The following is a 15,884-nucleotide window of genomic DNA, read 5'->3' on the forward strand; positions in this document are numbered from 1 at the left end:
ACATACTGATTTGGGAATCATAAATACGGAAGAAACATCAGAAATCGATTTATGAAATTCCATTTTGTAGGTTTTGGCTTTCTTGGTGTAATCTGCATCTGGGCTGTTTGCAACAATGGTGTTTATGCACAAGTAAGTCCTGATCACACTCTCAATACGGCTGTAGATAGTAGTAGCAATAGTTACACTATCAAAGATGGGACTCGTGTCGGCAACAATTTATTTCATAGCTTTAGTCAGTTCTCTATCCTGCAAGGTGTCACTGCATCATTTGACAATGCTACTGATATTCAAAATATTTTTAGTCGGGTAACTGGTGGTGAGATGTCCAAAATTGATGGTCAGATCAGCACCAAGGGTAACGCCAACTTATTCTTACTCAACCCTGCCGGGATTATCTTTGGCAAAAATGCCAGTTTGAGTATTGATGGTTCTTTTGTCGCCACAACTGCCAATAGTATTAAATTTGCTGATGGAAAAGAGTTTAGTACCAATACAAATACATCCCCATTACTGACGATGAGTGTACCTGTGGGCTTGCAGATGGGAAGTAATGCAGGAGCGATCACAGTCCAAGGTACACCTGCGAACAATCCTCTGTTTCGGACACCGACATTGTCGATGAAAGCAAATCAAACCCTGGCGTTGATTGGAGGACAAATCGATGTCGATAGTGCCAACATTTCTGCGCCGGATGGTCATGTGGAATTGTGGGCGATACGAAATGGCATGGTGAATATACCTGCCTCTGGCAACTGGCAATTGGCGAGTTCATCCCTATCGCCAACTTGGGGAACCATCACATTGCGACAGTCTTCCTCTATCGATACAAGTGGAGCGAACGGAGGAGCAATTAATATTCGCGGACAGGGATTAACCCTACAAGAAGGCTCAAATATAGGTTCAGCGACGGGTACAAATGGCCAAGGACAGGGGATTACCGTCCAGACAACGGAATTCGTGAATCTACTGGGTGCGTCTCATCCTGGCAATGTTGTATTTCCAGGCTTAAACACCAGTGTCAGAGGAAGTATGGCGACTGCTGGGAATATCACAGTTGAGACTCCACGCTTGCAACTTGACAATGGGGGATGGTTAAGCTCTATTAACTTTGCTACCAATTCTTCTGCCCTCTCGTCGCAGCCGATTAGAAATAGCAAAACAGGGAACATTATGGTTCGGGCTACTGAGATAGACGTGCGTGGTTATACACCATTCATTAATCCAGCTACAAGAGCGGTTGTATCCAGTGCAATTACAACACTTTCAGGCGGAACACAGAATGACAGTGGTGCAATTACAGTAGAAGCCGAACGGATACGGTTGCAAGATGGGGGGCGTATCAGTACAGATTTGTTTGGTCTCTTAGCACCTGCAAGCGGCAGTGCAGGAAATATTTTTGTTACAGCAAGCCAAAGTCTAGATATTCTTGGCACTAGCCCAGCTAATGCTACGAGTGCAATCATTAGTTCAATTAACATTTCGGCGAATGGTCAAGGGGGCAATGTTACAGTTAACACCGGGCAACTCAGGCTTGCTAAAGGTGGAACTATCTCCAGTCAGATTTCAGGAAATGCCAATCCTGCGATTGCAGGCAAAGGTACAGCAGGGGATATCACTATTCGCGCTACTGATATACAGGTTAGTGATCCCGTTATTGAGCGTTTTAGTCAGGCTCCCAGTGGTATCACTGTAGCGGTAGGACGAAATTCCGTAGGTCAAGGAGGCAAGATTAACATAATAGCCGATAACTTACGTGTTTTCAACGGCGGACAAATCACCTCATCCACAGATGGCAATGGTACAGCAGGTAATATCAGCTTGCAGGTTAAAAACATTGATGTGCAGGGTATTTCGCAACCTTTAAACAACGGTCAGATTTTACCCAGTAGCATCACAGCAGCTTCTACTACCAACTCTAATGCCGGTTCAATTAACCTAGTGGCAGATCGGCTCAATGTTCTTGATGATGGGCAAATTTCCGTTAGTAATACAGGTGGTGGTAATTCAGGTAACTTGTTAGTCAATGCCAACCAAATCAAGTTGGCACAAAGAGGTAGTCTGCTTTCGGAAGTTTCTGTTGGCGATCAAGGCAATATTAGTCTAGTGGCTGATGTTCTACTGATGCGTTATGGCAGTAGAATTAATACCAATGCCACAGGTACAGCCACAGGTGGAAATATAAGTATTAATGCACCGATTATTATTGGTTTAGAAAATAGCGATATTACAGCTAATGCCATTGAAGGGAGTGGTGGTAATATTAATATTCAAACTCAGGGTTTATTGGGACTAAAATTCCGTAACCAACTTACTCCCGATAGTGATATTACTGCTAGTTCGCAATTTGGGCTAAGTGGTACAGTAGAAATTAATAATGTCGGTGTTGACCCCAATTCGGGTTTAGTAGAACTACCAGCAAATGTTAGCGATCCATCCCAAAAAATAGCTAGTGATTGTTCTGCTAACCCAGGTAGTAGTTTTGTCGCCACAGGAAGAGGAGGAATCCCGCAAAATCCCACACAAGAATTAAGGAGCGATCGCACTTGGTCTGATGTGCGCGACATCTCTGCATTCCACACCAAACAACAAGTACAAGCACAAACACCAAAATCTCCAGAAATTCTTGTGCAAGCAACTTCTTGGCGACATAACGCCCAAGGCAAAATTGAATTAATTGCCGATAAATCTTCTGTAAATTTATCACCATCATTAACTTGTACTGCTGTTCATAAAAGCTGAAAAAAACTCACCATAACATTACACAGCTACCCCAATAGCAAACTTCACTTTGGGAAAACTAGATACCAAGTAGATCATTTCAATTACAAATAAGCTGATGAAAGTAACTTTTGCTAACTTAAGCTTACTTGGTGCAGTCTACATCTTGGCTATTGGTAACAGCTATGCTCAGGCAGAAGTCAGCCCTGATGGTACTCTTGGCACTGCTGTGTCTGGAAGTAATAGTTACAATATCACTGGCGGTACTGCGGTTGGCAATAATTTATTTCATAGCTTTAGCCAATTCTCTATTCCTATTGGTGGTTCTGCCACCTTCAGCAGTAATTCTGGCATCCAAAACATTTTTAGTCGAGTGACTGGTGGTGATGTTTCCGACATTAACGGTTCCATCAACACTAATAGCGGTGTGAATCTGTTCTTACTCAACCCGGCGGGGATTATCTTTGGGAACAAAGCTCGTTTAAATGTGGGTGGTTCTTTTATCGGCACAACAGCAAGTAGTATCAAATTTGCTGACGGCAAAGAGTTCAGCACCAGTGCAACAATCTCTCCGGTGTTAACCATGAGTGTCCCCATTGGTTTGCAGATGGGCAGTAATTCTGGTGCAATTAATGTTTATGGGGCAAAATTAGCAGTCCCAGCGAAAAATACATTTGCATTGGTGGGCAGTAACTTAAATTTTGATCAGAGTACAATTACTGCAAGCGATGGCAGAGTTGAATTAGGTAGCGTTGCAGCAAATAATTTTGTGGGACTGTCGGCAAATAAGGCTGGATTTAGCTTAGATTTCAATGGTGTAAATCAGTTCCAAAATATTAACTTGAGGAATGCCGCCAAGGTTGATACTAGTGGAAAACAAGGTGGTGCGATCGCTCTCCAAGGGCAGAAAATTACTTTGTCTGGCTCTTCTACTATTACTTCCCACACTTTAGGCACAGGTTCAGGACAAGGCATTCTCGTCAAAGCTGCGGAATCCCTGGAACTAATTGGTCAGCCAGCCCTTGCTAACACGGCAATTGCAGCTTACTCCCAACCGACAGCTAGGGGACGGGGTGGTGATGTGACCATTGAAACACCAACTCTCAATGTTTTAAATGGCGCACAAATTAACACCCGTGCTTATGGAATTGGCGATTCAGGCAACATCACAGTTAAAGCTGCAACTGTCAATTTAATCGGGGAAGCAATCTATACACCGACAAAACAGCGATTTAGTGTGAGTACATTAGCATCTAATACCATGAATAATTCTCAAGGTCGGGGTGGTAATGTCTCCATTAATGCTGCACAAGTCAACATTCGAGACGGGGCTGAATTGCGTGCTACTGCCAGAGGTACTGGTGATGGGGGCAATATTATCGTTACAGCCCAGAATTTAAGTGTGACTGGTGAAACTGCTACAGGTGAACCTGCATTTTTAACCGGGATGAGTACCAGTATCCGTGAATATGCTACAGGCAAGGGTGGAGACATCATTCTCAATGTCGGTAAACTAGAAGTCTTAAATGGCCCCGGCATTCGGACTGGTACTTATGGTGAAGGTGCATCGGGCAACATTATTGTGAATGCTGATGAAGTAACGGTAGCTGGTAGTTCTTCAACGGGAGTTGCCAGCCGATTTTTTGCCTCAACAAATGGTAACTATGATTTCGCTACTGAAAAACTGATTAGTCTAGGTCAGGGACAAGGTGGCAACATTACTTTTAATGTTGGTCAGCTTAACTTGCTTGACGGAGGGCGAATTTCCACCTCAACTGAAACCTACGGTACAGCCGGGAATATTTCTATTCAAGCCAATTCTGTGAATATTGCAGGTGTCAGTCAAGTACCGAGTAGCCAACTACTTTACTCTCTGGATGCGACTGGCCCCAGTGGATTGTATGCTTCTTCCACTGGCCCTGGTACTGCGGGTTCAGTAAATGTAACCACGAATAATTTGAGCCTGAGCGATCGCAGCGAAATTGTAGTTAGTGGCAAAGGTACAGGAAATGCTGGTAATATGCTCATTCAAGCTAATTATTTGAAATTAGATCAAGCCAGTAAACTTCGCTCGGAAGCCAAAGCAGGTGAAGGCGGTAATATTAACCTGCAAGTGCGTGATGTTTTATTGATGCGTTATGGCAGTTACATCAGTGCAGAGGCAGGTGGTAATGGGGGTAACATTACAATTAACGCCCCCAATATTGTCGGTTTAGAAAACAGTGACATTATTGCCAATGCAGTCGAGGGCAGGGGTGGTAATATTCACATCACTACTGAGGCAATTATTGGGTTGAAGTATCGTAATCTGCTGAATCCGAGAGAAGTTTTAACAAATGATATTACCGCTAGTTCTCAATTCAATGTCAATGGGACTGTGCAGATTGATAATGTTGGTGTTGATCCCAATTCTGGGTTAGTGGAATTACCAAATAATCTCACCGATCCATCCCAACAAATTGCTAGTGGTTGTGCTGACGAGACTGGTAGTAGTTTTATCGCCACGGGGCGCGGTGGTGTACCAGAAAATCCGACGCAGGATATTAGGAGCGATCGCACTTGGGCAGACACCCGCGATATCTCTGCATTCCACACCAAACAACAAGTACAAGCCCAAACAGCAAAATCTCCAGAAACACTTGTCCAAGCTACGTCTTGGCGACGTAATCATCAAGGCAAAATTGAGCTTATTGCAGCCAAATCATCTTCACCGATGCAACCCGCTTTAACCTGTGCTGCTGTAGCCGAAAATTAACTACTGTTAAAAATTTTATTATCTTGGGAAAAATAAATATGGACTAGAAAATAACAAAATCTATTCATGAAAGTAACTGTTACCAGTTTGGTCTTAATTGGTGCAATTTTGATATCTGCTATTTACCACAGTGATGTTCAGGCTCAGGTAACTCCTGATGGCACTCTCGACACAGATGTGAGTGGTAGTAATAATTACACCATTACCAAAGGTAGCCGTGTCGGTAATAATTTATTTCATAGTTTCAGCCAATTTTCTGTTCCTAGCAATGGTTTCGTAGCCTTTAATAATGACGCAGACATCCAAAATATATTTAGTCGGGTAACTGGTGGTCATATTTCCCACATTGATGGTGAAATCAGTGCCAAGGGTAGTGCCAACTTATTTTTAATCAACCCTGCCGGGATTATTTTTGGCAAAAATGCTAGCTTAAATATTGGTGGTTCATTTGTCGGAACTACGGCGAGTAGTATTAAGTTCGCTGATGGGACAGAGTTTAGTGCTGTCAATCCTGCGGCTCAACCATTATTAACAATGAGTGTACCCATTGGACTGCAAATGGGCAGTAACTCTGCTTATATCAAAGCTCAAGGAAGAGGATATACAAATAGCAATTCTTTAATTATTCCAATACCCAACTCCACAGAATTACAGGTGAAACCAGGGAAAACCTTAGCCTTGGTAGGTGGTAATTTACAAATAGATGGATTTATATTTACTGCCCCACAAGGACGGGTAGAATTGGGTAGTACCAACGGCATTGGACAAGTTAATTTAATTCCAAATGCACAAGGTTATACTTTGAGTTATGAAAATGGACAAATTTTTGGTGATATTCAATTAGCAGAACAGTCACTTATAAATGTCAGTGGTATAAATTCAGGTTCTGTTAATTTGCAAGGAAAAAATATCCGTTTAATAGACGGTTCATTGATACTTGCACAAAATTATGGAAATCTTACCGGTGGAGACATTAGCATTCAAGCATCAACAGAAATTAATTTAATTGGGAGAAGTAGAGATGGAAATATTGTGAGTGGAGTTCGTAGCGAAACTTATGGAATTGGAGTAGGGGGAAATATTGGTATTTCTACTCAAAAATTTACTGTTCAAGAAGGAGCTGGTTTAAATAATCTAACTTTGGGAATTGCTCCTAGTGGCAATATTGATATTGATGCCAAAACAATTGAAATATCTGGTTTTTCAGTAATAAACCCGAATGGCGTTAGTGGTATTAGCACTTTGAGTTTTGCTTCTGGTAGTGCTGGCGATATCTTCGTTAAAGGTGATAATTTGCTAATATCTGGTGGAGCTTCCCTTTCTTCAGTTACGTTCGCCAGTGGAAGTAGTGGTAAAGTTTCAATTCGCAATCAAAATACCACAGTTATCGGCAACAGTCCTTCAGGATTTGACAGTGCGATTACTTTAGCTACATTCGCGTTTGGAGATAATAAAGATTTGATCCTGAATACTGGCAAATTACAAATTTTAGATGGGGGAAGAATTGGTTCATCTACACTGTTTGCTGGCAACGGGGGAAATGTCATTATCAATGCAAGTGAAGAGATCGCAATTAGTGGTCGTAACAATAACAATAACAGTGCAATTAATTCTTCTGCGACTCGTCTTAATGCACAGTTGCGTCAATCATTTGGCTTTCCCGATATGCTGACGGCAAATGCTGGTAGTCTTAGCATTAAAACACCCAATCTGATCTTGACGGATGATGCTACTGTGACTGTAACAAGTGAAGGTACTGGTAATGCCGGCAACCTGAAAATTATCGCAGATATTATCCAACTAAAAAATCAGGCGTTGATTCAAGCACAGACCGAATCTGGTAATGGTGGAGATATAGACTTAAAAGTAAGAAGTTTGCTGTTAATGCGCGATCGCAGTAAAATTACAACTACCGCAGGCAGTCAAGGTAATGGCGGGAATATCAACATCAATGCACCCATAATTGTCGGCTTAGAAAACAGCGATATCACTGCTAATGCTCTTCGAGGTAAAGGTGGGAATATTAACATCACCACTCAGGGAATTATTGGTTTAGAATACCGTTCGCAACTGACACCAGAAAATGATATCACCGCTAGTTCAGAGTTTGGGGTGAATGGTACAGTGGAAATTAACAACATTGGTGTTGACCCCAATTCTGGTTTAGTGGAATTACCAGGAAACTTGACTGATTCATCACAAAAGATTGCTAGTGGTTGTGATGCTAATACTGGTAGTAGTTTTGTGGCTACAGGACGAGGTGGAATACCGCAAAATCCGACACAGGAATTAAGAAGCGATCGCGCTTGGTCAGACATTCGTGATATCTCTGCATTCCATAACAAGACTAGCATAACCACAGCGCAAACACCCAAATCTTCAGAAATTCTTGTCCAAGCAACTGGTTGGCGACTTAATGCTCAAGGCAAAATTGAATTAATTGCCGCTAAATCTCCTGTAAATGTACAAGCATCATTAACTTGTGCTGATGTTAATCAAATTTGAGTAAAAATTACAATAAAATTACAAAACTACTAAACTAACCACACTAAATAGGGAACACTAGATGCAAAGTCAAAAATTACCAATGAGTTGATGAAATTAACTTTTGCTGATTTGGTTTTTCTTTGTGCCATCTTCTTATCTACTATTTACAACAGTGATGTTTACGCGCAAGTAATTCCTGACAGCACTCTTAAAACCACTGTCAGCGGCAGTAACCCTCTTGAGATCACTGGGGGTACTGTTGTCGGCAAGAATTTATTTCATAGCTTTAGCGAGTTTTCGATTTCTAAGAACAGTTCGGTATTATTTAAGAATGATGGCGAAATCCAAAATATTTTTAGTCGGGTGACTGGTGGCAATGTTTCCAATATAGATGGTTCTATTAGCGCCCAGGGTAGTGCCAATTTATTCTTACTCAACCCCGCAGGCATGATTTTTGGACAAAATGCCAGTTTAAATATTGGTGGTTCTTTTGTCGGTACAACTGCCAATAGCATCAAGTTTGCTGATGGAATTGAATTTAGTGCAGTTAGTCCGCAACCAAACACATTGTTAACTATGAGTGTGCCTATTGGACTACAAATGGGTAATTATCCCTCACCGATACAAGTCCAAGGTACAGGACATAGCTTAGATGCTAACAATATTTTTTCTCCTTTAATTCGCAATCCTAGCTCAACAAAATTGCAAGTACAGTCTGGCAAAACCCTAGCACTGGTGGGTGGTAATATCAATTTGAATGGCGCTACTCTAACAGCTGAAACAGGGCAAATAGCATTAGGTAGTCTGGGAGGTGCAGGATTAGTTAGTTTAGTCCCAACTACTCAAGGCTATAAGTTGGAGTATGAGCCGGGACAAAGTTTTGCTGATATTCAACTGGCGCAAAAGTCACTATTAGATGTGAGTGGGTTCAACTCTGGCGCAGTTCAACTTCAGGGGAAAAATATTGACTTTACTGATGGTTCGTTGATTTTCTCCAATAATTATGGCAACCTCCCCAGTGGAAATATTGATTTGCAAGCATCAGAAGCGATCGCTATAATTGGCACAACACCCAATGCTAAAATTCGCAGTTGGATTCGCTCGGAAGCCTTGGGGACTGGTACCAGTGCCAATATCAGTATCATCACTCCCTTTTTGACGCTTCAAGAAGGTTCAGGAATAAATACTATAACTTATGGATCTGCTAACAGTGGCAACATTCAGATAAAAGCAGCAGATATAGAGGTATCAGGTTTTTCACCTTTTAATCCCACTGGTGTCAGCTCCATTGCCACTAGCACCTATGGAAAAGGAACAGCTGGTAATCTTTTAGTGGAGGGGAATAATTTACTAGTATCTGAGGGAGCCTCTTTATCTTCGGTGACATTTGGTCGAGGCTCCAGTGGTCAGGTGATAGTTCGTAATCAAAATACCACAGTCATGGGCGAAAACCCTTCTGGGCTTTATAGCAATATTAGTCTAACTAGCTTTGCGACTGGAAATACCCAAGATTTGATCATACATACTGGCAAATTACAAATATTGAATGGTGGATCAATTGGTTCATCGGTATTCTTTCAAGGTAATGCCGGAAACGTCCAAATCAATGCCAGGGAAGAGATCGCCATTAGTGGTAGCAGTAGTAACAATAACAGTAATATCAATTCTTCTGCTGTCCGATTAATTCCCCAGTTACGACAATCATTTAGTTTGCCAAATATACTGACGGCAAATGCTGGTAATGTCAGCATTAATACATCTAAGCTGACATTAACTGATAATGGAACAGTCAGTGTTACTAGTCAAGGTACTGGTAATGCGGGCAATCTGCATATCAACGCAGATCAGATTCAATTAAAAAATCAAGCTTTAATTCAGGCACAGACAGAATCTGGTAATGGTGGTGATATCAGCTTGCAAGTAGAAAGTTTGCTGCTGATGCGCGATCGCAGTAAAATTACAGCCTCAGCTGGTGGTACAGGTAATGGCGGTAATATCAATATCAATGCACCCATCATCGTCGGTTTAGAAGATAGTGACATTATTGCCAATGCTGTTCGAGGTAGAGGTGGAAATATTCAAATCACCACTCAGGGGATTATCGGCTTAGAATATCGTCCGCAACTGACACCAGAAAATGATATTACTGCTAGTTCGCAATTTGGGGTGAATGGGACAGTACAAGTTAATAACGTTGGTGTTGACCCCAACTCAGGTTTAGTGGAATTGCCAGCAAATGTAAGTGACCCATCTCAACAAATTGCTAGTGGATGTGCAGATACCAACAGTAGTAGTTTTGTCGCTACAGGAAGAGGTGGTGTACCACAAAATCCGACGCAGGAAGTGAGGAGCGATCGCACCTGGTCAGATACTCGTGATATCTCTGCATTCCACACCAAACAACCAGCACAAGCCCAAATCTCTAAATCCCCAGAAACACTTGTCCAAGCAACAGGTGCATATCGTCGGATTGATGGTACAATTGAACTAGTAGCTAATAAATCTTCTATTCCCGTACCAACACAATTAACCTGTAAAGCCGTTCCTCAATAGCGAACACGATATTAGTCTATCAAAGGATGAGTGGTGGAATTGATGCAAGTCAGTGATCAATCAGAAATTGCTGTTGCCAAAAGTCTGAATACTACACCAGAATTATTAACAGAATTAGCAAGACATAAAGATATAAAAGTCCGTCAAGCTGTAGCCGGAAATCCTCATACTCCACCATATATTTTATTTCTCTTAGCAGAAGAATTTCCCCAAGAGTTTCTGCACAACCCTATTTTTCCCACACTAGATTTAGAAAATCCTGAATTAGTAATCCCTGGTTCATCCCTACAGATAATTTTAGCTTGTGATCATGCCCCTCAAGAATGGTTACACAGATTCGCAATTTCTGGATATCATTATCATTTATTAGGAATTGTGCAGAATCCCCAAGCCAATCAACAAGTATTACAATTAGCAGCAGAAAATCCCTCTTGTGATGTGTTTATTCATGAACTGATTAAAATGCACGTCAATATTGCCGGAGAAATGGATTCAGGCTGGCAAGAATATGCAGAAAATAAATTACCACAGATTATCGCAGCAAGCTTTTCTGACTTTGCAGCAGTGGGATGTTATAGCAGTAGCCATTCTAAAGGACACTATTATCAATTTATTTTGTGGCAATTGGGAATTACACCTGATTTGCAACTCACTAAAACTTCTGAATATGTGCAACAGGCGATCGCTAAATTCACTGATGCTCCACCAGCATATTTACAGCAATTCTTAAATATAAAAGTTAACATAACCACTCTTATCGAAGTTGCTAAAAATAAAAGTACACCTATTGAATGTTTAATTGAACTTGCTCGTCATCATAGTAGGGTAATACGGGAAGCTGCTATGCGGAATCCTAGTTTACCAAGGTCAATCGTTAATGATTTTTTTCAAGAAAGATTTTTAGCTACTCATCCCCATACAGCAGTAGATAAGTTGCGAGAACTGTGTGCAAGTAAATGGTCATTTATTAGATGGCAAGTTGCAAAACATCCTAACTTAGAATTAAGTGACTTAAAAACATTAGTGCAATCTGCTGACTGGAGAATCAGAGAATGTGTTGCTAGTCATCCTCGTACTGATTTAGATATACTCAAACAGCTAACTCAAGATAAGAGCGATCACGTTCGTCAAGCAGTGGCATTAAATAGTCAAACACCGCCAGAATGTTTAGAGAGATTATCAGGCGATCGCAATATATCTGTTCGGGTTAATCTAGCTAAAAATCTTCATACTCCATTAGAAATTTTACTGCTTCTTTACCACAACCAAGATAGTCGTATACTGCAAAAGCTTGCCTATAATCCTACTATTCCACAAGAATTACAACAGCAATTACAGTTACAATTTCCTCAGACAAAACCTCATAATATTTATCTACACTGGAGACTTTTTAGCGAACCACACAGCTATGAAGGAACTCAAATTGAAGAAATACACCAACAAGAACAATATGCACTAGCCACAAGTGCAATGACTCCAATTCCTCAATTATTAGAACTGCTGAGAATTACACCAGTTGATATTTATTGGGAAGCAGTACGTAATATTTGTCAACAGGTGGTTTGCAATCCTGATATGTCAGCAGAATTATTATTAGAAATTTTAGACATTCGTAGCGTAGATGTATATGCAGTAGTAGCTTCTCATCCTCAAATTTCTGATGCAGTTTGCGATAAAATAGCCAAATTGCAAGAATATAGACTACGCTTGCTGATGCTACAAAATCCTAATATATCACCAGCATTTATCGAAAAATTATTATACGATAAACATGCAGAAGTTCGTCAATATGCCTTAGAAATATATCAAGAAAAATTGGCAATCAATGAAAATACAAGTGATTTTATTATCCAATACAACGAGGCTATTAATGAGCATACGTCACTGCCAAAATTAGACAAACTATCCAAGCATAAATCAGTACTAATCCGCGAAGCTGTTGCGAAAAATCCTCGGATAATAGAAGCGTATAGTAGTCCAAAGAGTGAGAACTACTTAGAAAGACTTGCTAAAGATAGAAATCAATTTGTGCAAATAGCTGTTGCCAATAATATCAATACCCCAATTCATATACTAGAAATTTTGGCTGATAATTATCAATATGACCATTATGAATATATCTGTTATCCGCGTGGGCATAAGCGTAAAGAACATAAAGTGTTTATAGCAGCAGTTAAAAGATTAATTCAAATTGCGCCTACAATTGCCAGTAAATATCTAGCTAATTTTATCGAACCAAAATTTCATAACCTCGACACAATACCATTTCGTTTGGCTCTTCTCCAACATCCCGCCGCACCTCTGGAATATTTAGCTCAAAATTTACAAAAATTACGTTCATTTCCTTGGTATGAACGTTATGTTATTAGCCAACATCCGCAAGTAACCACAGAAATTCTCCAAATTCTCTTGCAAGATGCACATAGAGTTGTCAGAGCAGCAGCAAAAGCGAGATTGAATCAAAAACTTCAGCCACACTTAAAGATTAAGTAAAAATCATCATAAAATTACAAAATTTCTGAAATAACAAAATCATAAGCTGGGAAAACTAGATGCACAGTTGAACATTACAGATAAGTTGATGAGACTAACTTTGGCTGGCTTAAGCTTCATTGGTGCAATTTTCCTATCTACTATTTGTAACAGCAGTGTTGACGCGCAAGTCATCCCTGATAATACCCTCAGCACCACAGTGTCTGGAAGTAGTATGTATACTGTCACAGGTGGTACAGTTGTTGGCAATAATTTATTTCATAGCTTCAGTCAATTTGATGTTCCTAGCAATGGCTCTGTCACTTTCAGCCACAGTACTAATATTCAAAATATTTTTAGTCGCGTCACGGGTGGTAGTGTTTCTTACATTGAGGGTGCCATCAACGCTAATGCTAATTTATTTTTACTCAACCCCGCAGGCATTATTTTTGGTAAAGATGCCAGTTTGAATATTAATGGTTCTTTTGTAGGGACAACTGCCAATAGTATTAAATTTGACGATGGCAAGGTATTTAGCACCGACATCACTAAACCTCCTGTGCTAACTATGAGTGTACCGATTGGTTTGCAATTAGGAGCTAATGCTGGAGCAATTCGCACCCAAGGCATCCCAGTAGATAACTTCCTCCTTGGCTACTGGCAAAGTTTTAAAGCTACAACAGTGGCGTTGGTGGGGAGTGAAATTGATATCAATCAAAATCGTCTGACTAATCCAGATGGCAGATTTGAACTATGGGCATTAAAGAATGCTGAAGTTGGCTTGAATCATCAAGGCGGCTTGCAATTAACTAGTCCTAAAACAGCTGATTGGGGAAATATTTCCCTTAGACAATCCTCACTTATTGATACTAGTGGGGTTAATGGTGGAGCTATTAATATTCGGGGACGAGGTTTGACAGTTCAAGAAGGTTCTGGAATTGGTTCTATCACTGAGTCATTAGGGAAAGGACAGGGTATAAACATCAAAACTACAGAATTTGTAGATTTATTAGGAGTGTCCACCGCCACACAATATCCTACCCCTGGTTTATACACTAGCGTAATTGGTAATCAAGGTAGAGCAGGGGATATTACAGTCGAAACCCAGCATTTACACATAGCAAATGGCGGATGGATTCAGTCTACAGTTAGTCCTGACTTTAATTTTTTTACAGGTCAGTTTATCCCTAGCAATGACTCCAGAACTGGAGATATTACTATTAAAGCTGCTGATGTAGAACTTAGTGGATACAATCCATTTAAGGTGAATGACTTCCGTCCGAGTGCTATTACTACTTTAATTAGCAGTGGCAGCAACAACGAAAGTGGCAAGATCACTGTTAATGCTCAACGTGTACGTTTACTCGATGGTAGTCGCATTAGCACAGATATTCTGGGTTTTTATATTCCTGGTTTTTATGAGTTGATTACTACTGGTAAGTCTGGAGATATTACAATTGAGGCTGCTGAGAGTCTCGAAATTTCTGGAGTGACACCTGGTGGATTGACGGGTGCTGTGATTAGTTCCATTCAACCTTATGCCGCAGGTCAAGGTGGTAATATCACAATTGAGACTGGAAACTTGGCAATTTCAAAGGGTGGGACAATTTCTAGTGCTGTCGCTGGAAGTGGTCTAGCTGGAAATATAGATATTTCTGCCAAGGCTGTAGAAGTCAGCGATCCTGTGATTGATAGTTTTAGCGATACAGTTAGTGGTATTACTGTGGCTTTGGGCAAGAATGCTGTGGGTCAAGGTGGAACAATTAACCTCACAGCAGATAGCTTGCGTGTGTTTAATGGTGGGCAAATTACCTCTTCTAGTGCGGGACAGGGAAGTGCTGGTAGTATTGACTTGAAAGTCAAAAATGTTGATTTACAAGGAACTTCCCAAAACTTAGTTAATGGTAGTTACTTGCCTAGTGCGATCGCAGCTTCTTCTGCTAGTAATTTTGCTGCGGGTTCTGTCATTATCAAATCAGATTTTGTCCAAGTCAGAGATAGTGCCGAAATCACTGTTAGTAATACAGGTAGCGGCGATGCTGGCAATTTGGATATAACAGCTAATAATCTCTTCCTCAAAAATGGTGCAAGTCTGCGTTCGGAGGTTAATGGCGGTAGTCAAGGAAATATTCTTCTTGAGGTCAATGAGGTATTGCTATTACGTCATGGTAGTAAAATCGTTACCAATGCCCTTGGTGCTTCCACAGGGGGTAATATTAATATTAATGCCGGGTTTGTTGTGGGTGTAGCCAAAGAAAACAGTGATATTTCTGCAAATGCTGTGTTGGGCAGTGGTGGTAATATCCAAATTAGAACTCAAGGTATTTATGGATTAAAATTCCGTGACCAACTCACGCCCAAAAGTGATATTACAGCTAGTTCGCAATTTGGGGTAAATGGTACAGTGCAAGTCAATACTGTCGATGTTGATCCTAATTCGGGTTTAGTGGCATTACCAGCAAATGTCACAGATCCATCTCAACAAATTGCTAGTGGTTGTGCAGGAAATAGTGACAGTAGTTTTGTCGCCATAGGTAGAGGTGGTGTCCCACAAAATCCCACACAAGAACTGAGGAGCGATCGCACTTGGTCTGATGTCCGTGATATCTCTGCATTCCACACCAAACAACAAATACAAGCACTAATTCCAAAACCCCAAGCAGTGCTTGTCCAAGCAACTGGTTGGCGACGTAATATCCAAGGCAAAGTTGAACTTGTTGCAGATCATTCTCCCAATCAAATGCAACCATCTTTAACTTGTGCTGGGATTTCCCAATAACATAATTAGTGTGTTCAATTAAAAATTCTGGACACTGAAGGATAGCTTTATGTCCTACAGCTAGTTTAACCTAGCTAAAGTTAAACAAACTTTTGGCTTAACTACATTAGAAAAACG

Annotated in this window: 6 protein-coding genes; all 6 read left to right on the forward strand. The window is 40.7% G+C overall.

Annotated features, from left to right (window positions below; all coding sequences use genetic code 11):
• Positions 1-51: 51 nt before the first annotated feature.
• The 6 genes from H6G74_RS01950 to H6G74_RS01975 all read left to right on the forward strand — a co-directional run bounded on the left by H6G74_RS01950 (position 52) and on the right by H6G74_RS01975 (position 15,767).
• Positions 52-2,742 (forward strand): two-partner secretion domain-containing protein, encoded by a 2,691-nt coding sequence (locus tag H6G74_RS01950; protein WP_190966044.1) that lies wholly within the window; start codon positions 52-54, stop codon positions 2,740-2,742.
• A 97-nt stretch (positions 2,743-2,839) separates the two neighbouring features.
• A complete protein-coding gene (locus H6G74_RS01955) occupies positions 2,840-5,476 on the forward strand; it encodes a two-partner secretion domain-containing protein (protein ID WP_190966045.1) in 2,637 nt (878 codons plus the stop codon).
• A gap of 66 nt (positions 5,477-5,542) precedes the next feature.
• Entirely contained in the window at positions 5,543-7,981 is a 2,439-nt protein-coding gene (locus H6G74_RS01960) for a beta strand repeat-containing protein (protein ID WP_190966046.1), read from the forward strand.
• Positions 7,982-8,071: 90 nt separating this feature from the next.
• Complete coding sequence (locus H6G74_RS01965) at positions 8,072-10,516, forward strand: beta strand repeat-containing protein (RefSeq protein WP_190966047.1); 2,445 nt, start codon at positions 8,072-8,074, stop codon at positions 10,514-10,516.
• Between the two features lie 42 nt (positions 10,517-10,558).
• Positions 10,559-13,009, forward strand: a complete 2,451-nt coding sequence (locus tag H6G74_RS01970) for a hypothetical protein (protein WP_190966048.1) — start codon at positions 10,559-10,561, stop codon at positions 13,007-13,009.
• Positions 13,010-13,097: 88 nt separating this feature from the next.
• Positions 13,098-15,767 carry a beta strand repeat-containing protein gene (locus tag H6G74_RS01975; protein WP_190966049.1) on the forward strand — a complete coding sequence of 890 codons (2,670 nt, stop codon included), beginning with the start codon at positions 13,098-13,100 and terminating at the stop codon, positions 15,765-15,767.
• Positions 15,768-15,884 lie beyond the last annotated feature (117 nt).

The sequence above is a fragment of the Nostoc spongiaeforme FACHB-130 genome, from assembly GCF_014698475.1.
GTDB classification, from domain to species: Bacteria; Cyanobacteriota; Cyanobacteriia; order Cyanobacteriales; family Nostocaceae; genus Nostoc_B; species Nostoc_B spongiaeforme.